Origin of the sequence: Enterovibrio nigricans DSM 22720 (assembly GCF_900167155.1) — a bacterium.
Lineage (GTDB): Bacteria > Pseudomonadota > Gammaproteobacteria > Enterobacterales > Vibrionaceae > Enterovibrio > Enterovibrio nigricans.
This window is the reverse complement of record NZ_FUXU01000001.1, coordinates 171,173-197,715: the sequence shown is the minus strand read 5'-3', so window position 1 is coordinate 197,715 and position 26,543 is coordinate 171,173. Positions and strand designations below refer to the sequence as shown.

Below are 26,543 nucleotides of genomic sequence, written 5' to 3'. Positions count from 1 at the left end.
GTAGATAGGTCAGGTGTGTAAGCGCTGCGAGGCGTTGAGCTAACTGATACTAATTGCCCGTGAGGCTTAACCATACAACACCCAAGGGGTTTTAGCGGACTCAAGTAAGAACATTGAATGTGTAGAGACACTGGTCAGTAATTTCCCAGATTTTAGTTTTTCGCGATAAGCGGGGAACACAATAAGATTTGCTTGGCGACCATAGCGTTATGGACCCACCTGATTCCATGCCGAACTCAGTAGTGAAACGTAACAGCGCCGATGGTAGTGTGGGGTCTCCCCATGTGAGAGTAGGACATCGCCAGGCTTCAAATACAGTCAAAAAGGCCATCCGTTAGGATGGCCTTTTTGCGTATATGGGATTTAGAAACATCACAGGTTAAAACATTCCTCTTGGATGGCCTCTTCGCCTGTATGCGAGGTGGTGTCCCACCTCGCGGTCGCCCGCCGCGTTCGCGGGGCACTCCAGTTCGCAGCATAGCTGCTCTCGTTCCAAAAGCACTCGGCGCATGCGCCTTACAACGTGCTTTCTCCACCCCCATGTGGAGTAGGACATCGCCACGCTCCTAATTCGTTTTCGTCTTTTTAAGAAAAAGATGAAGGCAAAAAGTACAGTCAAAAAGGCCATCCGCAAGGATAGCCTTTTTGCGTTTGTATGTACTGAAAAGTGCGTCTGCCTGCCTCTCAAAATGAACGCTACCCTACTAAATTTTTGATATTTGGAATCTCTACCACCTAAATATCCCAAATATTAATTTTTGTTAATGTAGTTAAAAGGTCGCGTTAATCGCGCTCCTCATAGTCTGATGTTGTCATTTTTATTTTGTTCAGAAATGGCCTAACGGATTGAATGGAAGGAGTGTGAAACGTGAATATTTTAGGGTATTTGCAACAAGTCGGTAAGGCACTGATGGTGCCCATAGCCGTGTTACCAGCCGGTGGCTTAATGCTGGGGCTAGGCTATGCGATAGACCCAAGCGGTTGGGGTGCGAACAGCCCGCTTGCGACCATCTTGGTATTTGGTGGCAAGGGGATCATGGATAACCAAGCCTGGCTATTTGCAGCTGGAGTCGCTTATGGTTTGGCGAAAGATAACAACGGGGCAGCAGCTCTTTCTGGCCTATTAGGCTTGCTCATCGTCGAAATGATAGTGGGTAACATTAACGTTATTTCCCAAATTACGGGGGTCGCGGTTTCAGACATGTCGAAGGCACAAGTCATCGCTTCTGGGGCTGCAGTCAGTGCGTTTACAGGCATATTAATGGGGATTGTTGCGGCAGTCTTATATAACCGTTTTCACAAGATTCAACTGCCTACCGCTCTTGGCTTCTTTGATGGTCGCCGATTTGTCCCTATCGTTACCTCGTTTTCGGCAATTGGTATCAGTATTCTTATGGTGTATGTGTGGCCGACTGTCTACGGTGCACTGGTTAACTTTGGCGTGGCTATCTCTGACATGGGGGCAGTTGGCGCGGGTGTCTATGGATTCTTTAACCGTCTGTTGATCCCAGTAGGCCTTCACCATGCGCTGAACCAAGTGTTTATCTTTGATCTTGTCGGGATCAGTGATATTTCCAAATTCTGGTCAGGTACGGGTGAGTTAGGTGTGACAGGCATGTATCAAGCAGGCTTCTTCCCAGTGATGGGGTATGGCTTACCAGCAGCATGTTTGGCGATGTACCATTGTGCAAAACCAGAAAATAAAGCCAAAGTTGGCGGTATCTTAGGGGCGGCGGCTGTCACTGCAATCATAACGGGCGTTACTGAGCCGATTGAGTTTGCGTTTATGTTTGTTGCTCCCGTGCTTTATGTCATTCATGCGCTATTGACGGGTTTGTCGCTATTTATTGCGGCGAGTATGCAGTGGTTCGCAGGTTTTACCTTCTCCGGTGGTTTGATTGACTTCGTGTTGTCGTTCAACTTGCCGCTTGCCATCAAGCCTTACATGTTGATTGTTCAAGGGCTTTGTTTTGCCGCGATTTACTATGCTGTATTCCGGTTTGCCATTGTAAAATTCGACCTGAAAACACCGGGTAGAGAAAGTGTTGAAGCAAAACAACAGTTATTGCCCGTCGACGACCGTGCAGAAGCGTACGTTAATGCGTTAGGCGGCAGAAGTAATCTCGTCAGTATCGATGCGTGTATTACTCGTCTTCGGTTGACACTGAAAGATGTCAGTCAGATTGATGAAGAAACCTTAACTGAGCTTGGGGCCATGGGTGTTGTGAAGCTAGGGGAGAAGAACCTTCAGGTCATTGTCGGTACAGAGGCGGAACTTATCGCGCAAGCGATGGCGCAGGGAGCTGCGAAGGGCTCAGCGTAAACGAAGCGTTGAGATCGAGTGTTGGCGTTAAATTACGTGGGTTCGGATGGGGTCCAATAAAATCCGAACCCGTGTTCCCGGGTGATTATCTCGAATCAGCAAATTGGCTCTGTGTCGACTTACGACGGCGTCGACCAGAGCTAACCCCAATCCACATCCGGATTCAGTCCGGCTTTTGTCTGCGCGATACATCGGTCTGCAAACCGCTAGCTTGTCTTCATCACTGATTCCAATGCCATTGTCGGCAACCACGACCCCATAGCTATCCACCACCACCTCAATGGTGCCGTGTTCCGGCGTATATTTCACAGCGTTCTCAATCAAATTAAATACAGCCCGAAAAAGCAAAGAACGATCACCTTTCAGCTGGCATTCCTGATCTTGCCTAAAGGTGAGTGTTTGTTGTTTTTGTTCAACCAGAGGCTGAATAAATTCGATGGCGTCTTGAGTCACTAAGCCTAGATTTACGCGTTGTTCTTCTATCTCTGTTTCTAAGGTATTGAGTTTGGCAATCTCCAACATGCTATTGAACATAGAGAGCAATAATTCGAGTTCTTCATGACAGGCTCCAATGTTCTTCGCTTGCTCGGGGGCAAGTGCAGGGCTGTCGAGCGTTTTTTCTAATCGGAGTTTTAATCTGGCCATTGGTGTTCGCATGTCATGGGCGAGACCCGTTGTGAGCGAGCGCAGTGTGGTTTCGTTTTTCGTCATTTGCTCAATCATAAAGTTGAGATGAATGGCGAGGATGTCGAACTCGTCATCGCGGCGGGAAACGGGCAGTTTTACGTTGCTCTCACCACAGACAAACTGGTTCATAGCGCGGTTAACACGCTCCAGTCTTGCCTGTATCTGAACACTGAAGGAAAAGGCAACAACGAGCATTAATGCGATGGGTAACAAGCTACCGAAAAACACGATAGGAACAAGTGCATGGCGGAAGGCTTCCAATTTTGATGGATCAACGCGAACTTCCAAATGGTAGTCGGGGGCTAGCGGGATCTGGGTGTTGGATTGAGGAAGACGGTGTATGGGGTACTCACCCACTTGCACGGAAGGACTGTCTCTGAGCTGATAGTAAAACAAACGTTCACGGGTTTTCTTTGCGGCGAGAAGCTGCTCTACCTCGTCACGATTCGATTTGGCGGCAAACTTAAACTCAGAGATCTCATCATTGAGTTGCTGAGTCAGTCGCTCTCGGTGAAAGGCTTCTGAGCCGGTATAAACCTGATAAATCACAACGACGTTGATCAGGGCGATGAACAGAAAAAGCCCAACAAGGGTTTTGAATACTGACGAACGCGTCAGGGTGTAGTTATCGGCGAAGAACATAACCTGCTCCACGCACTGTATGAAGCATATCTGCGCAATCTGCGTCTTCAAGCTTTCGCCTTAAGTTGGCGATGTGAACGTCAATCACGTTGGTCTTAGGATCAAAGTGATAGCTCCAAATTGCCTCGAAAAGACGCATACGGGAAACGACTTGTTCACTGTGTTCAATAAAATACTGTAGAAGACGAAACTCTTTAGGCTGCAAGGTCAATTGATGGTGATGGCAGTAGGCCGTGTGCGTCTTTAGGTCGAGCTTCAGGCAGTCGTAAGTCATTTCACTGTTGACGGGGCTTTGCCTGTGCGCACGATGGATAATGATATCTACGCGGGCGATCAGCTCAGCGAGTGCAAAGGGTTTAGTCAGGTAGTCATCGCTGCCTGCGGTCAGGCCTTCGACCTTGTCTTTGACACTATCGAGAGCACTAAGGATCAGTATCGGTAACTCTGGCTCGGCTGATTTAAGTGCAGACAGTACCTTCATTCCATCAAAATTTGGCAACATGCGATCGAGGATCACCAATTGATATTGGCTGCTAAGTGCCATCATCAATCCGCTGCGCCCGTCTTCAGCAATATCGACGGCATAGCCGTGTTCATTTAAAGCCTTGGCGATAAAGTCTCTCGTGGTTGAGTCGTCTTCAATGATGAGTATTTTCATGCTTCCTCCGTAGTTCACGGAATATGGTACGTTTTCAAGCATATGCGGAATAAAGAATAAAAACTGGCTCGCATCAGGAATGCGAGCCAACACCAGTTTGGGGGAACTGATTCGCCAGTCTGTTACGGCTGACGTGAAAACAGCTTAACTGAGATTGGATTAAAAACGGATTGAGGGAAGGTTAATAATTGTTAAGGTTGGAAAAAATCCATTTCACGAGGTTTTTAACCATGCTTTCGCGCCAAAATAAAAAACGCCTCGGTCATTGCTAACCGAGGCGGTATTGGTAAGAAAGTGGTGATTACTTCACTTCAGCAACACGGCTTGAGCGATCACCTGACACAGTGCGAATCAATGCATTGGAGACAGAAGGTGCTTGCTCGGCGTTATAAATCAACCAGCTTTGACCATTGTCTACAGAGTATTCGATAGCAAGACCCGGGAACGCGCTATTTGCTTTCAATACGCCGCTTTCAATAATCCCACCAGGAACCGGCAGGTTGAAAGCAATGCCATTGGCTTCAAGGTTAGGCATGACATTTTGAGCCACTAGATTAGCAAACGTGTTGTAGTCTGCTGTGCGGGCTGCGTCATCAACAAGCTTACCGTCTGCATCATGTGCTTCCCAAGGTGCGGTGTGCCATGCACGCTCAGCCAATGCAATTGCGCGAGGGAATGTCATTCCTTCAAATTGCGCTTCTGTTCGAATGGTTTCTGTCCATACCGAGCCTTGAAGGCCAAGCACGTTTTCTGGACGCTCTAGCGTTTTTACACCCGCGGCATTTAACACTTCTTCTTTGGTGATGGGCGCACCTGCTCGGGTAAAGTCTGCATTTGCGTACAGGTCATCAGGCATGAAGCCAAACGATTTACGAGTATCGGTAAAGCGGGGAGCCCAGTAGTAGCCACGCTCTTCTGGATCTGGCTCGTAAGGGTGGTCAAAGTAGAAGTGGGTAGCTTGGTTGTAAATTACACCATAACCATTGTTCGCAAGGTTATAGGCTCGATCAGCTACGCCCCATTCCCAAATGTTTTGCCACGCGTTGCCGCTGACTTTTGTATTGGCAACTTCACCACGTGGGTAAACGACGTTGTTATGCATCAAGCCGTCTTCCCAGCCACCGAGGTCAAGGTTGTGATTGGCTGTGATCACAGAGATTCGCTCAACGAAGTACTGGCTGAGCTCATCGACCGTTGTAATGCCGGCACTATTGTTTGCTAAGAAAGCCTGACAAATCGGTGAATCTGTCCATGCACCAGCAATTTCATCACCACCGAAGTGGAATGTTTTTAGTGGCTGAATGTCTTGGTGAAGTTGAACCAGAGAACCCACGACGGTATCAACAAAGTTGTAGGTTGAATCCATACAAACGTTCATTGCATTATCCGTGAACATTTGCACTGACAGGTATTCTGTCGTGTCATCCGGATCGCTCAATAGGTACTCGTTGGCTTCAACCATATCACCTTGTGCTGCGAGCTTCTCATAGCGCGCTTCCATGGCTTTAATAGCAGCATGTGCATGGCCAGGCATGTCCACTTCAGGGATCACTTCAATGTTCAGGGCATTAGCTGCTTCAAGAATCTCTTTGTAGTCAGCTTGGGTGTAGTAGCCGTTTGATTCAGCAGTGCCGTCAGGACCCGCACCGAGGAATGGCAATACACACGTTGTTTCGCTGAGATCATGGCATCGTTGGGAGCCGATATCTGCCAATTCTGGCAAAGCTGGAATTTCAATACGCCATGCTTCATCGTCACTTAAGCGAAGGTGCAGTTTGTTGAGTTTGACAGCTGCCATCTGATCCAGTAACTCAAGGATAGAGTCTTTGGTTCTGAAGTTTCGTGCAGCATCTATCGAAAGCCCACGATACGCAAAACGTGGTGCATCAGAGATGTTAACTTCAGGGATGATATTACCGTCGGTTAGCTGAAGAAGTGATTGCGCGGCATACAAAGCACCGGCAGGATCGACAGCATCAATGTCGATTCTTTCTGCAGAAGGCGATACCGTTAGGCTGTATGCTTCCTCCCACTTTGGTTGGCCATCAATGCTAACTTGTCCCCAGCCGACATGAATGACTTTGGACTGGTTAGGTGTCCAAGGAACAGCTGTTAGCCCAAATTGGTTGGCGAGAAACTCAGCCTGGCTTTGGTAACCATTGTCAAAAACCACAACCCAAGATGAATCTATTGCAATATCACTGTCGCCCAAGACAATAGAAGCTGGAGTAGGGATAACCCCTTTTGCGTTTGCTAATTCGCTTAAGTCGCTGTTTCTGGCATAGCGATCAGCTGCTGTAAACGGGTCATAAAAATCTGTAATGCTACCGCCATAGCGTTTCCATTTTAGCTCGCTGTCAAAGTCTGCAACGAACGGCAGTTCTTCTCCGGCTTTTGTCGGCACGTTTCCATCAATGTTATTGCTCGTGCTCGCAATCAATGCAGTTTCACCGCTATCAGACACTAGGTACCAGTTCGGCATGATGTCTGTTTTGGCGATTTGCCAGAACTCTGACTCAAACTCAATCGTCAGTGTCTGACCTGGCTCCAGTGATTTGAAGCTATCAGTAGGTTCAATTTTAAAAATATCACCATTCACGTGAGTGACTGTCAGGCCGCTGTTTGTTAGTGGCTGCATCATGCGAATATGACTGAAGTAGATAGCCCATCCAGTGGCAGGTAAAGCAGTCGAACTGCCATTTTGTAGCGTGATTTCGCCTTTGAAAGTACGCCATTCGTTTTGTTGGTTGTCTAAAACCGCGTACGTCAGGTCGATGCCGTCGCCCAACTGCGATAATGCTTGAGAAGAAATAGCATAGCTTGGTGACGCCAGTGCACCAGAAATGGCTGTGGCGAGTAAAACGCGTTTTAACATCTGTAGCTCCTTAAATTTACTCATCAAAATAAATCTCTTGAAGCGTAGGATCTGATATGACTGATAATTTAGTCATTGGAAGATTTGGGTTATTTTATGGAATCAAATTCATGCAGATAGATGCAATGCGTGTGATTGCAAAAAATAACTACGAGTCATAGTGCATTCGGGTTTGGGCCTTTTTTGCATGCATGAAAATGCAGGCATATAACTTAGACGGCGAAAATAAATGCGCTCAACATAGAATGTGTGACTTAGCGCTGACCTTATTGCTGTCTTTCATGTTGTTATATTGAAAGATCCAAGGGTGGTATGTATCTGATTAAATAGAATTGATGGAGAGTACGCCATGAATAAGACTGCCGTTTCTATCGTATTTTTATTTCTAGTTGCTGGGTGTAGCGCTACGTTACCCAGCCAATATGCTTGTGAGAATGACCAAGCATTTGAAGCTCTACTCACATCGGAGTCGGCACTGGTTCGGTTTGATGGTGAAGAGAAGGTGTTGCCAAGAATTCGCTCTGCTTCTGGTGTTCAATACCAATCTGATAGCGGTAATACGGGGCTTTATGGAAAAGGCAAAGAGGCGATGTTGGTGTGGGGTGACGAGACACTGAGAGAATGCCTACTTCACTGATTTAAAGCCCTTTTACTGTTGTATATTAAGAAAGGGTAGCAGGAGCTACCCTTTCGCTATAACCCCATGGGCTTGTATGCATAAATACTATGTAGACAAAACAAATGGGTAGCCAATGTATGTTTAGGGCTATACGTACAGGAACTCTTTGATTTGTTGTACTAATGCTTCAGCCGTTTCTTTGTCTTCCCATTCGACAAAAATACGCAACAGAGGCTCAGTGCCAGAGAAGCGTGCCAATGCCCAACCGCCGTTCTTAAAGTACACTTTAAGACCATCTGCGTAGCTGACTTTTTCGACTTCATAGGCAAACTCAGGCAGTGCTTTTTCAACGTAAATCTTGTTGTAGAGTTCTTCACGTTGTGACGCTTTGAATGTGCAGTCACCCTCTGCGGTATAGGCGTAGCCATATTTACCGTAGATTTCATCCAGCAACTCTGACAGCTTCTTGCCTGTGACACTGATCATTTCAACCAGCAGGCTTGACGCAAACACGCCATCTTTGCCTTTGATGTGCCCACGAATGGTTAAACCGCCCGAGCTTTCACCGCCGATCAACGAGTCATCTGCTTCCATTTGAGAACTGATGTGTTTGAAGCCAACAGGCACCTCAAAGCTTTTCTCATCGTGTGCTGCAGCAACCTTGTCCAGAAGGTGTGTCGTTGCGATGTTACGCACCACAGAACCTTTCCAGCCTTTGTACTCCAACATGTAATAGTACAGCAGCAGTAGAACTTCGTTCGGGTGAATAAAGTTACCTTTTTCGTCAATGATACCCAAGCGGTCTGCATCGCCATCGGTTCCGATACCAATGTCATAGCCTTCGTGGGCGACCATATGCTTCAAACGATAAAGGGTGGCAGCGCTCGGTGATGGCATCAAGCCGCCAAAACCTGGATTCTCACCGTCATTGATAACATCAACATCACAGCGACCTGAGATCAATACCGTTTGCAGAGCGTTCTTTGCCACGCCGAACATTGGGTCGATCAGCACGCGCAGGTTAGCGGCTTTGATCGCTTCAATATCAATGAAGTTGATGATTGAATCGACGAATTCGTTCATCGGGTTGATGATTTGAATCAGGCCTTGGGTTTGTGCGTCCTCAAAATCAATCGACTTTACATCGCTAAGTTGAAGCTGACTGATTTGTTCTTCGATTTTGGCGGTGATGATTTCATCAGCGTCACGACCACCTTGGATGAACACCTTTATGCCATTGTAGTCAGCAGGGTTGTGAGAGGCTGTGATGCACGCGGAGTAATGTGCTTCCATCTCTTTCGCCTTGAACATCACGATAGGCGTTGGGACGTATTTGTCGATAAAGCTGACGGTAATGCCGTTTGCTGCCAGTACTTCTGATAACCAAGCAGCGGCTTTATCAGAGAGAAAACGGCGGTCGTATCCAATGACGAAGCCTGGTTCGCATGCGTTCTCTGTGATCATGATATTTGCAAGAGATTGCGCAACCAAGCGTACGTTGTCTTTGGTAAATTCTTCACCAATGAAGGCTCGCCATCCGCCGGTACCAAATTGAATCATGGTAGAACTCCTTTCTAAAACGGAATAAAAGGAGGGCAGAGTGCCCTCCTTTTTTATTAGCCCAGTACGACAACCACGTTGTTCACTGAACCTGCTGCTTGTGCAGGGATTGCACCTTCAACTGGCTCACCGTTCAGAGTGATTGATTTCACGCCTTTGCTAACGCCGTTAGGGTTCTCAACTTTGATTTGGTAAGTCGCATCGCGCCATTCACGACGAACCTCAAAACCCGGCCAACTTGTTGGGATACAAGGGTTCACGGTCAGGCCGTCGAAGCCAGTTTGAACACCCAAGATGAAGTTGGTCACTGCGAAGTATGCCCAGCCTGACGTGCCCGTCAGCCAAGGGTGATTTGCTCGGCCATGGCTTTCGTGGTCGCGACCCATGATGAACTGAACGTAAGAGTATGGTTCAGCAACACGCTTCTCGATCATGTCGTTTTGGTTGTATGGGTTCAGTGCGTCGTAGAACTTCATCGCACGGTCACCACGGCCCAGTTTCGCTTCTGCAACCCAAGCCCATGGGTTTGGATGTGAGAAGATAGCACCGTTTTCTTTCACGCCTTGATACACGCGGGTTACAAAGCCGATGTCATCATTTGGCGTAGAGAACGATGGTGAATTCAGATGTAGTCCGTACTCACAGAACAGGTTTTCATCTACCGCGTCCATCGCTTTTTCACCGCGATCTTGTGACGCTAGACCTGACAGAACGGCGAGTGTGTTTGACTCAAGGTGTACACGGCCTTCAGTTTGCTGTGCAGTACCGATCTTGTCGCCGTCTTTTGTCAGGCCACGGATGTACCAGCCACCTTCTTCGTCCCACAGGTGCTTTTCACATGCTTCGCGCACGTTAGCTGCCATGACTGTGTATTTCTGAACATCTTCTTCGTTGCCACGGTACTTCGCCAGCTCAATGAACTCTTGTAGCGCCCAGAAGTGCAGGAAAGACACCATAGATGATTCACCACCACCCAGGTTCAGACAGTCATTCCAGTCTGCACGCAGACCTTTACAGATACCGGTCTGACCGATGTATTCAGCCGAGAAGTCCAGTGCGGCTTTCATGTGTTCATACACAGTTGCGTTGCCGCCGTCTGCGTATGGAATAGACTCATCTAAGAAGCTTTCTTCACCGGTTTCTGTGATGAAGTTAATGATGGTTGGGACAATCCACAGGTGGTCATCAGAACAGGTGTCATCGATACCGTGGATTTTGTCTTCATCGCTTGGCGTTGGAACAACGGTTGGCGACTTAGAAGGTTTAACATCCGCTTTCTCTGGATCGAACCAATCCGGATCGAACAGGTGCAGACCATACCCCGCCTTCACTTGACCGCGTAGCAGGTCAACAAGGCGTTTACGCGTCATTGCTGGGTTTGAATGCGGTACAGAGATCGCATCTTGTGCAGTATCACGGTAGCCCAGACCCGTACGGCCGCCAACTTCGATGAATGATGCAAAGCGTGACCAAACCACGCAGGTTTCAGCTTGGTACAGGGTCCATGCGTTGATCATGGTGTCCAGACCTTCGTTTGGCGATTTCACTTGGAACTTGTTACAACGGGTATCCCAGTGTGTTTTGATGTCAGCAAAAGCAGCATCAACGTTTGCCATGTCTTGGTATTTCGCACGCAGACGTTGGCCTTCGCCTTTACCGATGCCCAGCAAGTAGACAAAACGTACTTCTTCGCCTGGCTGAATTACGAATTGCTTGTGAAGAGAACCACAGTGGTTGTAACACGTCTGAACGTGGTTAGAACAGCGGCCTTTCTCTACAGCAATTGGGTTTGCTTCGTCACGGTACATACCGAGGAAGCTGTCGCGTTGGCCATCATAGCTATCAGGATCGAAGCTAGACGCCATGTAGTAGAAGCCTTCGTAATCGTTGGTGTTGTAGTACAGGTCGTACTCTAGAACGCCATCATTATAAGAGGTACCCGCTGAGTACAGGCTCATCTGATGGTTTTGGTTGTCTGATTGAATGTGGCTGAACGAGAACTCAACGAAAGAGAACGCACTGATTGTGCGTGGCTTATCGCTGTCATTCTTGATTTTCACATCCCAAATTTGCGCATCTTCACCTTTCGGGACGAACAGCGTTTTTTGGGCGGTGATGCCGTTGTACTCGCACTTGAATTTGGAGTAAGACAGACCGTGACGCACTTCGTACGTTGCTTCTTCCAGGCTCTTTGCTACTGGTTGCCATGAGATTGACCAGTAGTCGCCTGTTTCATCATCACGAAGGTAAACATAATGACCTGGACGATCAAACGTGCCGTTTGGACGGAATTTAGTCACACGGTTGTGCTCAGGGCTGTTGTAGAACGAGTAGCCACCAGCATTGTGTGAAATAACGGTACAGAACTTCTCTGTACCTAAATAGTTGGTCCATGGCGCCGGTACGTCAGGGCGGGTAATGACATATTCCCGGTTATCGTTATCGAAAAAGCCGTATTTCATGGCGTGTATCCTTTTACAAATCTCAAAAAATTAAAAAAATTACCGACGATAGTTAATACCTAGACGATCTAGGTATTGCAGTTGTCCGCTGAGACGAGCTTGAAAATCTGCCCAATCTCTTTGTTCCTTGGCACTCCAACACACCTCTGCAACCGCCAGTAGGCGAGGGAAGAGCATGTATTCGAAGCGGCTTTGGGTATTTGTAGCTTCGCACCACAGTGCACACTGAATGCCTTTCACTTTGCTGAATTCCTCAGCTGTTACTTTGGAATTCCCAAGTGGTTCATAGTGATAAGCCGCTTCAAGTGGCACCTTGGCAGCCCAGTCAGTTCCCGGCTCATCCGCTGAGTAGTATTGAACCATATCGAGATAGGTGGCCTGCCCTGGCTGCAGGACGACATTGTATCCATTTTGGATACAATCCAATCCAGATTGGTCGCTAATCCACGAGAAGATCACAGTATCTTTGCTGACTTTGTCGCCGAACACGACTTCTTCCCAGCCAAACATTTGTTTGCCTTTCGTGCTGAGAAAATCTTCGCAATGGCGAAGTATATGTCCTTGAAGATCTTTAAAATCTTTGTAACCGTGCGTTTTCATTAATGCTTGGCACGCAGGGCTGTTAATCCATACACCTTCCGGTACTTCATCCGCTCCAATGTGTACATATGGAGCAGGAAACAGATCGCTGACTTCCTTCAGAACTGTTTCCAAAAAGGTATACGTACCTTTTAACCCAGGGTTCAAAACGTTATCGTTAAAGTTCTGAATACTGGCGTAAATGGATTTGTCTGCATCTTCAACCAGAAGCTGTGGCAATGACTTAATTGCAGCGCGACAGTGCCCTGGAATATCAATTTCAGGAACCACTGTAATGCCACGTCTCTCTGCGTAAGCAATAACCTCGCGGATGTCATCTTTGGTGTAGAAACCCCCATGGATCTTCGACAGTGTGGTGTATTGCGGCTCTATTGCTTCAAAAGGTCCACGCCATGCACCGATTTCGGTCAGTTCAGGGTAGGCATCGATTTGAATACGCCAACCCTCATCGTCTGTAAGGTGCCAATGGAAGTGGTTGAACTTGAATCGTGCCAGTTGGTTGATCAGATCTTTGATGCGGCGCACGGGATGAAAGTGGCGCGCACAGTCCAGCATCATGCCGCGATAACCAAAGCGAGGATGATCTTCAATTTCCACGCATGGGATTGCGTAGGCGAAATAGTGTCGATGTGTCGCTTGAACAGGCAGCAATTGCAGCAAGGTAGATACACCATGCGTAAAGCCGCTGGCTTCGGTCGCGCTGATCACTATGCCTGTTGGCTTAACGCTCAGGCGGTAGCGTTCACCTTTAAGTTGCTTGTCCACAACAAATTGGATCTGACCTTCTTGCTTTACCGTGATGTCTTTACGCACATGAGATGACATTTCTTCTGATAACCACTGTGCAGCCAACTTAGCTTCATCAGAACGAACGGCGATCGCACAATCGTCCATGATGGCAAACTGACCGGAGGTTTCAACCAAGGCTTTTGGCTGTGGGATCAGATTGATGGCTTTTGGTTCAGGCAAAGACAGAGGTACACGTTCGGGTGTCGGTACGCCAAGGTTGATTGGCGGAGTTTCCACTGGATAGGCAGTAATGCCGTCTTCTGTTGTCACCAATAAACACGCATCGCCAATACCCTCATCGTGCAGTGAGAATGGCTTGGTACGGTGCGTGAACTCTAGATAGAGATGTTCGTTAGCATTGAGTGGTTCGCCTGTTTCGAAAATACAAAGGCTACCAATCTGCCTAAAGTTTCCATGAGAAACACTTTCTGGATAGACATAACGGCTTACACTGAAAGTAAGCTGCCATTTTTCTATGTTCTTCTCAGAGAGGTTATGAAATACCAACGCAAAACGGCTGTTTTCCGGTTTTACGTCAATCGCGTTGAAATCTAAGCGAAATGTCATTACTTACCTCGAAAACGGATAAAGGTTGTGATTGCCACGAGCCATCAAAATGGCGCCGGACATGGCATCCGCCTTGGGTTGAACTAGCAACGACTGCGCAGCGGGTGATAACCAAGGAACGATGCGCTCTCCAATACTTCCCATCAGTGCTATTTGATTAGCACCTTTGCGGTTAAGTCCGAAAATGAGTCGCTCTATGTCTTCCGCTGTGTCCTGCAGTAACTCCATGGCAAGTTCATCTCGCTCCATTGCGCGTTCGAAAATTTTCGGACTGAATTGACCGTAGTCGCGAGGCATCGCGGTTTTCGACCAAGTCACAATGGCGTCAAGATCATTGTTAAAGTGGGATAGCACATACTCTACGAGTTCAGAGGATCTACGCAGACCATCATGGGCTAACAGGGTTTGTTGAATAAGGCGAAGACCCATTACTGCACCGCCACCTTGATCCGAAATAGGGAATTCTCGTCCGCCGATAACATGCTGGTGGCCGTTATTCAGATAAATACCGACAGAACCAGTACCTGCTATAGCGATGGCTCCGTTTTCACCGTTGAACGCACCCATGCAAACACCGTATCCATCGGTGTTTAACGTGATGTGTTTATACGGATGAGACAGAGCCATAAAGTCGTACCACGCAGACTTTTGCTCTGCGGCCGCCAGTGCCATCCCGACCGATAGAGTCGAAAGGTCTGTAATACCAGCTTGGTCAGCAGCTTGGGTGATCGCGAGTTGGATGTTTTCCATGGCAAGTTCTACACCCAACAGGATGTTGGCACTGCCGGTTTTGGCTTCGCCAAGAAATTGACCTTGGTCGTTGACGATGCGTGCTCGGCATGAGGTGCCTCCGCCATCTACGCCACAAAAGAATTTACTCATGGGTTAAGAGATCCTTCTTTTGCATTGCAACAGCTAACAAGTACCACGCACCATGAGGGATCCACTGTTCGCCCCAGCGCCAGTTCTGAAGGATCTCGTCCTTTTGATCTACAGGGTTGAAAGCAATGTCGCGCTCATTGTCAAAGCCCGCGGTAATACCATTACAAATACCGCCTTTTGCGTTGAAAAAGCCAAGCTCTGGCAAATAGTCAGGGTTGTTGCGACCGTGACCGTCCAACATGCACATATTGTAAGGGTTCAGGCCCACAATCCAGTTCAGGGTATTTTGACCGTATTCGCGCAGTGCTTTCTTTAACGAATGGTGTGCAGGAAGAGACGCAGCCATAAATGCCATCGCAGCCAGTGAGCCTAAACGGGCATTTTCGCCTTGCCACCAGTATGCGGTTTCGTTGCGCTGTGCAACAAAGAAACTGGTGCGTTTATCCGCATCGACGTTTTTGATGTACTGACGTGGATAGCCAAACGGGTTGTTCACTTCCGAGGTGATAGCGAGTTCGAACGTCAGCGCATTTTGAACAATTTGTGTGAATTTCGCGTTGCGTTCTTCATGGGTTTCGATAGTCAGGTACTGTATCAGTGAAATCGCTGGCAGCCCTGCTTCAGCAGCATGAAAATAAGGTCTTGAGCCGTCGTCATTTGCTGACCAGAAGTGCGCGATAGTGTCATCACTTTGCTGCTGTTCAGCGAGTCGGTTTGCCCAAGTACGCGCTTCGTCTAAATAAGCTTGGCGTGCTGTGAGTTTGAAAAGTTCTGTCGCAGCCAAAAGCGCACAATAGAAATCGATGGTGTTTTCAACACCGTCATCGAGATAGTCGGTATTCTTTTCTTTTAGGTGCCAATAGGCAGTTTCGGCAGTCTTTTGGTAAGTGTCGATATCGAACTCACCAGATACTCCGAAGCGCGCAGCTTTTGCCAATGCGGCAATCGCGACACCAGCACCTTGTCGGAAAGCCGCTTGATAAGCCTCAGTTTTGTGGCCTTTTTGGGTTTCGTAGGCGCAGATTTCGCGTTGGGACGTGTCTTTACTCCACTTGTCAAACACGGTGGTGTAAAAGAATCCTTCAGTGTCTTGCATACGAACCAAGAAGTCGGCACCAAATAGGGCTTCATCTAACAGGCGGGTACAAGTGAATTTAGCAACGGACCCGGAAAGGGCTTCTGTTGCGTGTAGCATATTCCAAATAACCATTGGAATTTGCTGAGGGTTAAGGTAGTTCCCATAGGAAAGGTGGCTGAAGTACTTACTGACGTCGCCCGACGCGTCGTACCATCCACCGTGAACATCAACGCGACGATCTGTGCCCAAAATTGGCGCGGCGCGATCTTGTAGATCAAACGTGCCTGTACAACGCTGAGATTTAAAGTAGTGGATCACATCAGAAAAGGTGCGATCAAAAAGGATACCGTCTGCAACTGAAAAAGCCGGAGACACAGTGTCTCCGACTTTTACGCAGTACTCTCCGCTCTTTTCAAGAGCGGAGAAGTCGATACGATATACGTCGCCGGTATGCCATTGGTCCACTGAACCACAAGCATGAACAGGCAGCTGCATCACGGATTGTCCGGTTGAACAATCAACAATATCGGCAAGTGTTTCAGAGACAGATTGTGTTGCAATAATCAGCGCTTGCTTGGTGCCTAGGCGCTCGTAGCCAATATGGTTGGTCAACAGCTGCATTGTAACTCCTAAAAAACGCGTTCGAGGATCACTCGAACAGGTAGCAGCGAACAAAGTGGTTATCCGCCAGTTTGGTAACTGGAGGTAACGCTTGACGACATTTTTCCGTTGAGTGCAGACAGCGACCCGCAAAAGGACAGCCCACAGAATCTGGTGTCCACAAAGGAATCTCGCCTTTGTTGCCTTCCAATTCCTGGTGGATTGACTTTGATGGATCTGGAACCGCTGATACCAACAGACGTGTGTATGGGTGCTGAGGACGGTGAATGATTTCTTCACAATCACCCCACTCAACCATGTGTCCGACGTACATTACCGCCAGATCTTCCGCGATATAGCGTGCTGTTGCGATATCGTGTGTGATGTAAAGCAGCGCCATCTCTTTCTCGAACTTCATCTCTTCCATCAGGTTTAAAACACCTGCGCGGATAGAAACGTCGAGCATTGAGGTTGGTTCATCTGCCAGTACAACTTCTGCACCCACAGCGATGTTGCGTGCGAGGTTTACACGTTGGCGCTGGCCACCAGAAAGCTGGTGAGGGTATTTCTGTGCGGTTTCTTTTGGTGGTGTAAGGCCTACTTGATTTAGCAGTTCGTACACTTGCTCTTCCAACTCTTTCGGGTTGCTGCTCGCTTTCTTATGAATGTGCAGCGGACGCGCAATGTGGTGGAAAATATTTTGCGTTGGGTTTAACGAACCAAACGGGTCTTGCCAAACCATTTGCACACCTTCGCGGTAGTGCATCAAGTCGTCTCTTTTGGTGATCGACGCAATATCGCGTCCTTTGTATTCGATGCAGCCTGATGTTGGGGCATACATCTTTGCAATCATTTTTGCAGTCGTCGATTTACCCGAACCGGATTCACCTACTACTGACAGACCGCGGCTTTTATACAATTTGAATGACACGTCATTCAGGGCACGCATCATTGGCTTATTCAGCGTGTTGCTGCTGATAGGGAAATCCTTAACCAGGTTTTTCCCTTCAACAATTGGTTGGCCTAATTCTTTAGTCATGCTCACTCCTACAAGTCTCTATCGCCTGATTACTTGCCAGTAAAACGGTGGCAGTTGGTGAAACGGGTCGGCTCGACTTGCGTTAGGGTATTTGCCACTTTGAAACAGTTATCTTGTGCTTTGCTACAACGCGCTTGGAAACGACAGCCCTGCGGAATTTCAAGCAAGTTCAATGGGTTGCCTGGAATGCCAGATAGGTGTGTTTTTGGTCCCGTCAGTGGAGGGAACGAGCTAGCAAGACCTTCGGTATATGGGTGATACGGGTTTTTCAGAATTTCTTTAGACGGTGCAACTTCAATCAATTGACCCGCATACATGATGCCGATTCGGTCAGTAAACTCGACCATCAACGACAGATCGTGCGTGATGAACAAGATTGAGAAGCCGAACTCTTCTTTAAGGGCGTAAATTTTTTGCAGGATCTCGCGCTGTACCACCACGTCGAGCGCAGTCGTTGGCTCATCCATGATGATCATTTTCGGATTCAGGGCCAACGCAATCGCGATAACCAAACGCTGACGCATACCACCAGAGAATTGGTGAGGGAAGTCGCTCAAACGGCTTGGGTGAATATCAACGATTTCCAACAGACCTTCAGCTCGGCGTTTCGCCTGCTCACGGGTCATATTGGTGTGACGCATGATAACGTCACAAAATTGTTCTTCCATGGTCAGTACTGGGTTCAGTGCGTTCATTGCAGACTGAAACACCATCGACATCTCTTTCCAGCGGAAGCGGCTCATGCGCTCGTCGCTGTATTTCATGATGTCTTCGCCGTTGAAGAACACTTCACCGCCACTGATGTAGGCTGGTGGCTTGTGAAGGCGCATCAAAGAGAATGCAACGGTGGATTTACCACACCCTGATTCACCTGCCAGACCGAATACTTCACCTTTGCCAATATCAAAACTTACATTGTTTACCGCGCGGACATCGCCCGCGTCGGTAATATAGTCAACACATAGGTTGCGGATTTGTAGTTGTGCATCATTCATTATTTTTCTCCGCTCAATGCTGCTTGTGGAGTCAGTTCAGTTTGTGTGCGTGACTTTGACTCTTCTGCTTGCATTTTTTTCCAGCGTTTAAGGCCTTTTTGTGCGCGCAATTGTGGGTTCGCAATTTCATCGACAGCAAAGTTGAACAATGCCAGTGCGAAAGAAAGCAAACTCAGTGCGATACACGGTGCTAATACTTCCCACCATATGCCCAATTGCATTGCGGAAGAGGTACGCACGTTGTAGAGCATGGAACCCCAGCTAACAGAGCTTGGACTACCCATACCGATGAAAGACAGTACAGATTCCGTCAGGATGGCGTACATCACCGAGCCGATGAAGCTTGCGCCGACCAGAGGGATCAGGTTTGGTAGAATTTCAACGAACAGAATACGGAATTTAGATTCACCCAGTACTTCAGCCGCTTTGATAAATTCTTTTTCACGAATCGCCAGAGTTTGCGAGCGAATTACCCTTGCCCCCCACGCCCAGGAGGTGAGGGCTATTACCACCGCGATGGTTAATGGACCTGCCTGACCAACAAAGGCGGCGACCACCATGACGATCGGGAGCTGAGGCATAACCAGCATGACGTTCATTGCACCGGATAAGATGTTATCAACGCGTCCACCGAAGTAACCTGCAGAAATACCGATGATCGTTGCAACCACACAGACGAAGATACCGGCGGTGAAACCAACAAGCAGAGAGGTACGTGCACCGTGAGCAACTTGTGACCAAATGTCACGGCCCAGTCGCGTGGTTCCCAAAACATGCTCTGCATCTTTTGACATACGTAGACGACGCGCGTTGTCAGCTAAGTTCTCTGCTACCCAGCCGTCTGGGCTCGCTTGTGCAGCTTTCACTACAAACGCAGGGTATTCATGCGGATTGCCCGAGCGCTTCTGTGGATCGTGTTTCGACAGAAAAGGTGCAAACACCGCGACAAAGATGAACAGGATGATAATGGAAACGCCAGTCAACGCTTTTGGGTTTCCTTTAATGATTTTGAATAAGTCTTTCATGATTATTTGCCTCCCTTGCGCAGGCGTGGGTCAAGCGCCACAATCAGCACGTCAGCAACAAAGTTCATGGTTAACATAACGATAGTGATCATGATGAGAAGACCTTGTAGAACTTGGTAGTCACGACCGTTAACCGCATTCAGCATGGCATTGCCGAGACCTGGGTATTGGAAAATCATCTCTACGACCAGCTGGCCACCCATCGCCATACCCAGAGCCATTGACAGGGCTGTTACCGTCGGGAGTAGGGCATTTCGTGCGGCGTAGTTAAAGACAACACGGTTTTCAGAAAGGCCTTTGCCTTTCGCCATGGTGATGTAGTCTTCATTAAGCAGGTTGATCATGTTGTTACGCATGTTGATTAGGAAGCCACCAATCTGAGCGACAGTTGCACAGATAAGAGGCAAAACAGCGTGGTATGCGATACCTGTGTAGGTATCCCAACTCAACCAATCAATGATTGCACCTTCCGGCATACCGTAAGAGGTTGGGAACCATTTCAGGGTGATACCAAAGATGAAAAGAATAAGCATGCCGATAACAACGGGTGGAATGGCTTGAAGTGCCATAAAACCAGGGGACACCATTGCATCAAATTTACTACCGCGTTTCCAAGCGGCAAAAATACCGAGCACCGAGCCGACGCAGAATGCTAATACTGTTGAGCAACCTGCCAAGAATAGAGTCCAACCCAGAGAGTTCGCGATCAATTCGTTGACCGTCATCGGGTAGAAAGCGGTGGAAATGCCCAGTTCCCAAGTAAAGATACTTTTTAGGTAAGTGAAGAACTGTACATAAATAGGACCATCAACAAAGCCCAGCAGCTCCTTCATCGCAGCGATACGCTCCGGAGTAACCTGTACACTCGCATTCGCGAACATCATGGTCACAGGGTCGCCTGGCATTGCGCGAGGTAAAATAAAGTTCAGCGTGATTGCTATGAGCAATGCGCCAAAATAAAAAACTAGTCTATTAAGAAAAAATCCCATAACTCACACCTTAAATGGCACGACGATGCCGTGACCAAAGAATTAAACGCCTTAGGTCAGAAGTACTGATTGTCTTATTCGCGGAATCAGGCGGTGCGGATGCACCGCCTGTTTTTAGAGATTAAGCTTTAGGTTTTAGGTCAAGAACGTGCAGCAGACGCTCAGGAACACCTTGCCAAATCAGAGGACGACCTTTCGCGTTGTCTTCGCTCCACCAACCAGTAAAACGAGACTCGTTGAACTGGTATACGTTTGCAGCAGACATCACTGGAATAACTACTTGATTGTCAGAAAGGATCTTTTCAATCTTGTGTGCAGTTTCCATTTGCTTCGATTGGTCAGCAGTGCTGTAGAAAGTTTCTAGCAGCGAATCAACTTCTGCGTTTTTGAAGCGGTGCATCGCGAAACGTGGGTTACCAACTTCACCCATGAAACGTGAGTGGAAGCCTGAATCCCAAGTCATGTGTGGATCTGGGCCAGTGAAGTAGTTGGTCAGAGCGACGTCGAAGGTACCGCCAGACATTGCTTCGTTGTATACAGCGAAGTCTGGAGTAACTGCTTTCGCTTTGATGCCTACGTCAGCAAGGTTTTCAGCTGCCAATTGTGCAGTGTTGTTCCAGTCAGTCCAGCCAGAAGGAGTCTGGATTGCAAGCTCGAAGCTTTTGCCTGATGGAGTTTCAACGAAACCGTCACCGTTGGTGTCTTTAAAGCCTGCTTTCGCAAGAAGCTCTTTAGAGAACGTAACGTTGTAATCGTTGAATTTCTTCGCTGCATTGAACGTTTCTGGGTTAGACCAGCTTTGGTACAGTGCTGCGATACCCGCTGCCGAATGGTTAGGAGAACCTGCGCCGTAGAACGCGATGTCAATGATAGATTGACGGTCGATAGCAGTCGACATTGCGCGACGGAAGTCGATGTTAGTCATCGCTTCGTTTTTCGCTGCATCTGGGTGTTCGAAGTTAACCAAAAGGTTAACTGAAGAACCTACTGGAGCTGCCCAGTATTTGTGGTCTTTGTTTACAGATGCATATACAGCGTCGATGTCAGGAATGAACGATGAAGTCCAGTCCAGTTCTGAAGCAACAATCTTAGACAGCAGACCATCGTTGTTTACGATCAGAGGCATACGCAGACAGTCAACCTCTAGGTTGGCTGCATCCCAGTAGTTAGGGTTCTGACACTGAACATACAAGTTGCTGGTAAAAGTATCGATCTCAGTGAAAGGACCAGTACCTACAGGCGTTTTGTTCTGGAACGCTTCTGGCTGGTCGATTTTGCTCCATACGTGCTTAGGAACGATAGGCGTTGTTACGAGTTCGAATGGAGCAGCAGCGTTAGCTTCAGTCAGTGAAATTTCAACAGTGTTGCCTTTCACTTTGACGTCTTTGATTAGCGCCGCGTTACCTGCTAAATCAAGTGCAGAGTTATTGCGGATCAAGTCAAAGCTGTATGCCACATCTTCAACAGTAAACGCTTTACCGTCAGACCATTTCACGCCTTCACGGATTTCGAAAGTTACTTTTTTCAGGTCATCTGAAACTGTGTAATCTTTCGCCAAACGCATAACTGGCTTGTTACCGTCTAACTGGTTGAAAATAACGAGTGGCTCGTAAACGAAGTCCAGAGTTGTTTTCAACGTTGTTTCTAAGTACGGGTTGAAGTTACGAACAAGTTGTGGGTAGGTATCGGGTACAATTGTTAGTTCTACTCTATCAGCAGCGCTAACAACCGGAGCTGCTAGAGCAGACGCTGCGGCCGCAACGACGGCTACTGCAATTTTTGTTTTCTTTAAATTGGCAAGCATAGCTGTTCCTTACTAGTTGCTTTGTTTCACTTGAATCTGACCCTTAAAGAAACTGGCCAGGCCGGAACCCGCTATGAATAACCAGACAAGTGAACTTGGCTATTCACATGGCCGTGCAGGCTCAGTGCAAGCCTAGGAAACTCCGGTTCCGCTTTTGGGTCAATTGCCTCGCCCGTTAAAAACGTTAAAAACAGAAAGGGTAGCGTCAAAAACGTTAAAAGTGACGTTTTTAACGAAGATTACCACCTATTGACCGGGGTCAAATTACCGCTGATAGCTTGCGTTTTAAATGTGACAAGTTAGTGATTACTATCCGTTTATCCTTCTTGTTAATTGCTTTATTAGTTGCTTCTCTATTTTGGTGATCAGGTTCTACTATCTATTTGAACGTTAATTTTCTGCTGAAAATATCGCACGTTGTATTGTTGTGAGTGTCTTCTCATAAACGGAAACTTAATGGGGTGAAAAGTATTGATGACTGAAAAATGTCCACTTTTTGAGAGCTAATGGCCTCTTTTGACTTGTGCTATTTAGTCGGGGAAATCGATGTTTGCGTCAAAAATTAAGTGGAATAAGGGGGGCTAAATCATGCATATCGCATCGGTGGGGAATTCAACACAATAGTCCGAGAATCAGCGTTCGAAATAGTGAGTATCTACGCGAACTAGTAGCGATACATTGCTTTACTCGAAGGATGAATGCCGAGGGGGAAGTAAAGAGTAAAGAAGGCCAGGTGCTTAGCGTTTGGGGTGAGGGCATAAAAAAGCCTCTGCGATGAGAGGCTATTCGAGATGATTGGGTTAACGGGTAATCAGGCCTTGAAGTTTATCCCTTAAAAACTCCACTTCACTTCGGTGTTGATTGTGTTCTGTACACCGTTCTAACACGAAATCTATCGTGTTGAGTACTGTCCGCCACCGTGGTGATTTAGGTACAGTCTCCGCGTGTAAATATTTGTCCAGCGTTCGCGTTTGAAGTGTGCTTCTGTCAAGGTATACGCGCCAGAGACCGCTTTCTTCTGCAAGGTCGAATTTAGACCTGCCAGTAGAGTCACTCCAGTAGCTCAACGTGCTGAGCATGACTTTGACGAGCGTATCTCTGATAACATCCGCCTTGTCTGGCTGATTGCCTGAAAACTTGTCTGCCATACGGGTGAATTCGCCGCCGAGTTCTCGCAATTGTTGAAGTTTTTCTAGCGTACCATCGAAAGCATAATCGGAGAGTGCATCCACTGCTTTTTCCAGTTGTTCAACGCGATGGGAGGACGCTTTCCCCCCTGTGCCCATTATCAGCATCATGTGCAATCCTGATGCATCAGGCAAGGCGATAACATCAGTGCTTACATCTACTAACCCGCCATCAATTTTAAACTTGATCTGGCCGCTATAGTGTCCTCTGTTGGCTTCTGGCAGGGCCATCGCGAGGAAATCGTCTAAAAGATGGCGTTCTAACTGCTCTGCACTTAGACGGAAAACAGAATGGCAGGCATCATTGGCGTAGCTGATTTTCCCGTTAGCTTGCACACATAGAATGGCTTCTGACGCCGAGTCGAGCATTTCGAACAGCCTGCTTTGAACCTCACGAAGCCCTGCTTCGACCTGATCTCTTTCGTTAATTTCTTCATTCAATTGACGATTTTTCTCTCGCTCTTGTTCGGTCAGCGAGGCGTCAATATAGGCGCGAATTCGCGCGCTCAATTCGTCTTTGTTGAAGGGCTTTGTGAGATAGTCGTTGGCACCAGCATCAAACCCTTTGACTTTGTCCTGCACCTGACCGAGTGCGGACAGCATGATAATGGGTAACTCACTACGCGAATATCGCTCACGCAAATGTGCGCACACGTCATAGCCGCTAAGTTCGGGCATCATCACATCAAGGAGCATCAGAGATGGGGTCTCCATCGTCACTGACTCAATAGCTTGGCGACCATTTTCGACCGTTTTAACGCGGTAACCCTCAAGCTTCAGAAAATTATTCAGTACTTGCAGATTTACAGGCTCATCGTCAACAACCAATATTAAGGGTCCGTCAGGATTTTCAGGTAGTTGAGTAATTTCATACGTGTCGGCATCGACTTTTGGTACGGCAAAATGTACGTTTTTAGATAAACGTGTTTTGGCTTTGTCCTCTTCCGTGGCTATAGGTAACGTAAAACTGAACGTGGTACCGACCATAGGCTGGCTACTGACATAAAGTTGTCCGCCCATAATATCGATAAGTTGACGACTGATGGACAGGCCAAGCCCTGCGCCTTGGCGGTATGCACTTGAGCTGCTTGACGCTTGGGTGAGAGGTTCAAAGATATATTCCAGTTGATCGGAAGGAATACCCTGTCCCGTGTCGACGACCTGAATGCGGATCTGCTCATCCAATATGGTGGCAGAAATGATGATTTTCCCTTCGTCCGTATATTTAATCGCGTTCCCTATCAAGTTATAAAGCACTTGCTCTAGGCGTTGTTCATCCGCCCTAACAAGGGGCAGATCAATGGGCAACTGGTTAATAATACGGACAGGTTTACCACCCAGTAAATGACTGGAAAGCTCAATTACCAAACGCGCAGCCGTAGCGGTATCAACGGCTTGTGGTGAAATTTCAAGGTCACCATATCGCATTTTGTGGTAATCGAGTAAATCATCAACCAGCGTAGACAGTCTTTCGCCACTGTTGATGAGCATTTGAAGCTGCAGTTTCTGTCGTTCAGGCAATGGCCCTTCAACGCCAGCAAGAATGGACTCTGCAATACCAATCATGCCGTGCAACGGTGTGCGCAGTTCATGAGATGTAGTTGCGAGGAAGTCATCTTTCATTCTGTCGGCTTGCTGTAACTCTTCATTCTTTTGCTTGATGGTTTGAATGTTGTGTTCCAGCTCTTTGTTTTGCTCTCGGATCAATGCCAATTTTTCTCGTACAGAACGCTGCATCCGCGCGAAGCTAATAGCAAGTCTTCCGATTTCATCGTCACGGTCTGTGCTGCTAATCTTTTGGTCTAAGTCACCGGCAGACACTTGCTCCGCAGCCCATGTTAAACGTAGCAAAGGCGCTGTAATGGAGTTGGAGAGTAAGTGAGACGCAAATACCACAAGCAAGATAGCGATCACCATGACAACGATGAAAATTTTCTCTAACTGATAGATACGCGCAAACGCTTCTTCCTCGGGGAGCTCTAAAATAAGTGCCCATTTATTGCCGTACACGGATATTGGGGAATAAGCCCCTAGTACGCGTTCGCCATCAGCACCGAGAAAACTACCGACTTCGGTCAGTCCTGATAGCGCTGCATCTATGGCTGAGCTAGTGATGGGTGTAATAGGTTGTGAGTCGTTTGCATTGCGAGGAATTAAGTCTGCGCCTACCACCAAAGAGCTAATAAAGCCTTTCTCTCGTGGTTTGTCATTTAGCATGCTTGCCAGCGCAGTATTGGGCAGCTTAAACAACACATAGCTGTGAAGGTAGCCTTGTTGTTTAATAGGAGCTGCAAACCACGCGTAAAGTTTGCCATCGCTGGACTGCGAAAAGTCAGTAAATGCAATCGGTGTCGAATCTAAGTCGCTTGCGGAGGCGTTAGTGAGTGTTTGAATTTCTGTAAATGTGTTACCAACGGCGGTATTCGCCCAAAGTGGTTCGAGTAAATTTGCGCCGAAGTTACTTTCTTTCAACGCTGAATACACGACATTCCCATCAATATCGACGAGGAGAATATCGGTAAAATCAGAACGTTTTAGATGTTCCTTGAACGCCCAGTCATAACGTTTGTGTAATAGTCGGTAGCGCTCGCTGCCAACATAGTTACTGTCATTTGTAGGGTTTGCCTCGGTACCTGCATTTTTGCCCGCATCGTTACCATAGTCTTTACGAGCTATTTTTCTCGCTTCCTCCCGCGTGTCCCCCAATAAATGAAACGACGCAACTAACCCGTAAAAGCGTCCGCCTGTGACGGTTGCTAACTCAGAGCGTGAAAACGATTTTACTTCGGAGTGCTTAGCATCAAAGTAACTGTTGATTTGTTCTTGTTTGTTGTCGCGGAGAAACGCCAAATGCGTGGTGCTTTGGGTTTCGAGGTCACTGCTGTGGGATTCGAGGAAAAAAATCGCGAGCAAGGTGAGTGGCGTGATACTTAACGCCAAGAAAGCGAGCATAAGCGTATGCTGCAATCGCTTAAATCGTTGTTTCTTTTGCATGTCTCTGCCTGACAAGTGAAAATCAATTAGCGCGGGAATTCAGCCGAATTTGTCGGTTTTGACGGCTATGAAAGCAAGCGCAGATGAAATAATCCTTATCGGGCTCTTATACGGACTTAATTTTTGTTGGCAAGTAAGTTATCAATGAAGTACGTGCTGGGGCGCAAA

Annotated in this window: 16 protein-coding genes and 1 rRNA gene; 3 read left to right on the top strand and 14 right to left on the bottom strand. The window is 47.6% G+C overall.

Annotation, left to right across the window (positions count from 1 at the left end; all coding sequences use genetic code 11):
- Window positions 1-191: 191 nt before the first annotated feature.
- Window positions 192-307: ribosomal RNA gene (rrf, locus tag B5D35_RS00770) — 5S ribosomal RNA — on the top strand.
- Window positions 308-868: 561 nt separating this feature from the next.
- Entirely contained in the window at window positions 869-2,323 is a 1,455-nt protein-coding gene (gene nagE / locus B5D35_RS00765; protein WP_078750723.1) for an N-acetylglucosamine-specific PTS transporter subunit IIBC, read from the top strand.
- Window positions 2,324-2,350: 27 nt separating this feature from the next.
- Here nagE and B5D35_RS00760 read toward each other — a convergent pair whose 3' ends face one another.
- The 3 genes from B5D35_RS00760 to B5D35_RS00750 form a co-directional block, all read right to left on the bottom strand.
- Window positions 2,351-3,652 carry a sensor histidine kinase gene (locus tag B5D35_RS00760; RefSeq protein WP_078750722.1) on the bottom strand — a complete coding sequence of 434 codons (1,302 nt, stop codon included), beginning with the start codon at window positions 3,650-3,652 and terminating at the stop codon, window positions 2,351-2,353.
- Window positions 3,636-4,310 (bottom strand): response regulator transcription factor, encoded by a 675-nt coding sequence (locus B5D35_RS00755; protein ID WP_078750721.1) that lies wholly within the window; start codon window positions 4,308-4,310, stop codon window positions 3,636-3,638. The genes B5D35_RS00760 and B5D35_RS00755 overlap by 17 nt, the downstream gene beginning before the upstream one ends.
- A gap of 301 nt (window positions 4,311-4,611) precedes the next feature.
- Entirely contained in the window at window positions 4,612-7,185 is a 2,574-nt protein-coding gene (locus tag B5D35_RS00750) for a family 20 glycosylhydrolase (RefSeq protein WP_078750720.1), read from the bottom strand.
- Between the two features lie 349 nt (window positions 7,186-7,534).
- On the opposite strand from B5D35_RS00750, the gene B5D35_RS00745 reads away from it, so the two are divergent.
- Complete coding sequence (locus B5D35_RS00745) at window positions 7,535-7,822, top strand: MliC family protein (RefSeq protein WP_078750719.1); 288 nt, start codon at window positions 7,535-7,537, stop codon at window positions 7,820-7,822.
- 129 nt (window positions 7,823-7,951) lie between these two features.
- Here the strand turns inward: B5D35_RS00745 and B5D35_RS00740 are convergent, their stop codons facing one another.
- The 11 genes from B5D35_RS00740 to B5D35_RS00690 all read right to left on the bottom strand — a co-directional run bounded on the left by B5D35_RS00740 (window position 7,952) and on the right by B5D35_RS00690 (window position 26,375).
- Window positions 7,952-9,364 carry a phosphoglucomutase/phosphomannomutase family protein gene (locus B5D35_RS00740; protein WP_078750718.1) on the bottom strand — a complete coding sequence of 471 codons (1,413 nt, stop codon included), beginning with the start codon at window positions 9,362-9,364 and terminating at the stop codon, window positions 7,952-7,954.
- A 56-nt stretch (window positions 9,365-9,420) separates the two neighbouring features.
- Window positions 9,421-11,826, bottom strand: a complete 2,406-nt coding sequence (locus tag B5D35_RS00735; protein ID WP_078750717.1) for a glycoside hydrolase family 94 protein — start codon at window positions 11,824-11,826, stop codon at window positions 9,421-9,423.
- 39 nt (window positions 11,827-11,865) lie between these two features.
- On the bottom strand, window positions 11,866-13,782 hold the full coding sequence (locus B5D35_RS00730) for a beta-N-acetylhexosaminidase (RefSeq protein ID WP_078750716.1): 1,917 nt from the start codon (window positions 13,780-13,782) through the stop codon (window positions 11,866-11,868).
- 3 nt (window positions 13,783-13,785) lie between these two features.
- Complete coding sequence (locus tag B5D35_RS00725) at window positions 13,786-14,664, bottom strand: glucosamine kinase nucleotide-binding domain-containing protein (protein WP_078750715.1); 879 nt, start codon at window positions 14,662-14,664, stop codon at window positions 13,786-13,788.
- Window positions 14,657-16,363, bottom strand: coding sequence for a glycoside hydrolase family 9 protein (locus tag B5D35_RS00720; protein ID WP_078750714.1), 1,707 nt, complete (start codon window positions 16,361-16,363; stop codon window positions 14,657-14,659). The genes B5D35_RS00725 and B5D35_RS00720 overlap by 8 nt, the downstream gene beginning before the upstream one ends.
- A 28-nt stretch (window positions 16,364-16,391) precedes the next feature.
- Window positions 16,392-17,381 carry an ABC transporter ATP-binding protein gene (locus B5D35_RS00715; protein ID WP_078750713.1) on the bottom strand — a complete coding sequence of 330 codons (990 nt, stop codon included), beginning with the start codon at window positions 17,379-17,381 and terminating at the stop codon, window positions 16,392-16,394.
- Window positions 17,382-17,410: 29 nt separating this feature from the next.
- Window positions 17,411-18,376 carry an ABC transporter ATP-binding protein gene (locus B5D35_RS00710; protein WP_078750712.1) on the bottom strand — a complete coding sequence of 322 codons (966 nt, stop codon included), beginning with the start codon at window positions 18,374-18,376 and terminating at the stop codon, window positions 17,411-17,413.
- Entirely contained in the window at window positions 18,376-19,401 is a 1,026-nt protein-coding gene (locus B5D35_RS00705; protein WP_078750711.1) for an ABC transporter permease, read from the bottom strand. The genes B5D35_RS00710 and B5D35_RS00705 overlap by 1 nt, the downstream gene beginning before the upstream one ends.
- Window positions 19,402-19,403: 2 nt before the next feature.
- On the bottom strand, window positions 19,404-20,390 hold the full coding sequence (locus tag B5D35_RS00700; RefSeq protein WP_078750710.1) for an ABC transporter permease: 987 nt from the start codon (window positions 20,388-20,390) through the stop codon (window positions 19,404-19,406).
- Window positions 20,391-20,511: 121 nt separating this feature from the next.
- A complete protein-coding gene (locus B5D35_RS00695) occupies window positions 20,512-22,194 on the bottom strand; it encodes an ABC transporter substrate-binding protein (protein ID WP_078750709.1) in 1,683 nt (560 codons plus the stop codon).
- Between the two features lie 800 nt (window positions 22,195-22,994).
- Complete coding sequence (locus B5D35_RS00690; RefSeq protein WP_078750708.1) at window positions 22,995-26,375, bottom strand: hybrid sensor histidine kinase/response regulator; 3,381 nt, start codon at window positions 26,373-26,375, stop codon at window positions 22,995-22,997.
- Between the last annotated feature and the right edge of the window lie 168 nt (window positions 26,376-26,543).

Excerpts from the sequence above, each read along its gene's own strand:
- B5D35_RS00700 (WP_078750710.1), bottom strand. The coding sequence starts at position 20,390 with ATGGGATTTTTTCTTAATAGACTAGTTTTTTATTTTGGCGCATTGCTC.
- B5D35_RS00720 (WP_078750714.1), bottom strand. The coding sequence starts at position 16,363 with ATGCAGCTGTTGACCAACCATATTGGCTACGAGCGCCTAGGCACCAAG.
- B5D35_RS00705 (WP_078750711.1), bottom strand. The coding sequence starts at position 19,401 with ATGAAAGACTTATTCAAAATCATTAAAGGAAACCCAAAAGCGTTGACT.
- B5D35_RS00710 (WP_078750712.1), bottom strand. The coding sequence starts at position 18,376 with ATGAATGATGCACAACTACAAATCCGCAACCTATGTGTTGACTATATT.
- B5D35_RS00760 (WP_078750722.1), bottom strand. The coding sequence starts at position 3,652 with ATGTTCTTCGCCGATAACTACACCCTGACGCGTTCGTCAGTATTCAAA.
- B5D35_RS00730 (WP_078750716.1), bottom strand. The coding sequence starts at position 13,782 with ATGACATTTCGCTTAGATTTCAACGCGATTGACGTAAAACCGGAAAAC.
- B5D35_RS00740 (WP_078750718.1), bottom strand. The coding sequence starts at position 9,364 with ATGATTCAATTTGGTACCGGCGGATGGCGAGCCTTCATTGGTGAAGAA.
- B5D35_RS00755 (WP_078750721.1), bottom strand. The coding sequence starts at position 4,310 with ATGAAAATACTCATCATTGAAGACGACTCAACCACGAGAGACTTTATC.
- B5D35_RS00690 (WP_078750708.1), bottom strand. The coding sequence starts at position 26,375 with ATGCAAAAGAAACAACGATTTAAGCGATTGCAGCATACGCTTATGCTC.
- B5D35_RS00745 (WP_078750719.1), top strand. The coding sequence starts at position 7,535 with ATGAATAAGACTGCCGTTTCTATCGTATTTTTATTTCTAGTTGCTGGG.
- B5D35_RS00750 (WP_078750720.1), bottom strand. The coding sequence starts at position 7,185 with ATGTTAAAACGCGTTTTACTCGCCACAGCCATTTCTGGTGCACTGGCG.
- B5D35_RS00715 (WP_078750713.1), bottom strand. The coding sequence starts at position 17,381 with ATGACTAAAGAATTAGGCCAACCAATTGTTGAAGGGAAAAACCTGGTT.
- B5D35_RS00725 (WP_078750715.1), bottom strand. The coding sequence starts at position 14,664 with ATGAGTAAATTCTTTTGTGGCGTAGATGGCGGAGGCACCTCATGCCGA.
- B5D35_RS00695 (WP_078750709.1), bottom strand. The coding sequence starts at position 22,194 with ATGCTTGCCAATTTAAAGAAAACAAAAATTGCAGTAGCCGTCGTTGCG.
- B5D35_RS00735 (WP_078750717.1), bottom strand. The coding sequence starts at position 11,826 with ATGAAATACGGCTTTTTCGATAACGATAACCGGGAATATGTCATTACC.